The sequence below is a fragment of the Roseateles sp. P5_B10 genome (assembly GCF_056400485.1).
On sequence record NZ_JBFULE010001738.1, the window covers coordinates 1 to 534 of the forward strand.

The following is a 534-nucleotide window of genomic DNA, read 5'->3' on the forward strand; positions in this document are numbered from 1 at the left end:
CCCGTGGGCCTGAAGGGCCAGCTGAAGGCGTCGCTGGACGACCTGGAAATCAGTGCGCGCCATGGCCGCCTGGGGCACTGGCGCCTCTGGGCGAGCCCGCTGCTGGCTCTCAAGCAGTTGCTGCGCGGTGGCAGCGCGCCGGCGCCCAGGGCCGCGCCTCAAGCTGCCCAATTTGATCCAGCGGGCGACTATGCACGCATCGACGTGGCGCTGTGCCATCGCGCACCGACGCGCGCTGCCAGGCGCGCGGCGTTGTTGACGTCCCGCGGTCGCGTCGTCGCCAGGCGGCAGCAGCACTACCGCGCGCTGGCCCAGGCGCTGGCCAACCAGGCGGGCATGCATCCCCTGTTCCCGGCCTTGCCCGAGGGCAGCGCACCCTACGTCTTCCCGTTGTGGGTGGACGAGCCGGATGCCGTCTACCAGGCACTGAGGGCGCGCGGCGTGCCCGTATCGCGCTGGGACTGGCTGTGGCCCGGGGTGCCGGATCTGGCCGGTGATCAAGGAAAGATCTGGTCCCGCCACGTACTGCAGTTG

At 71.2% G+C, this 534-nt stretch carries 1 pseudogene; it reads left to right on the top strand.

From position 1 onward, the window contains the following. Positions 1-534, top strand: a pseudogene (locus AC1DU6_RS35620) (hypothetical protein); the annotation flags it as partial.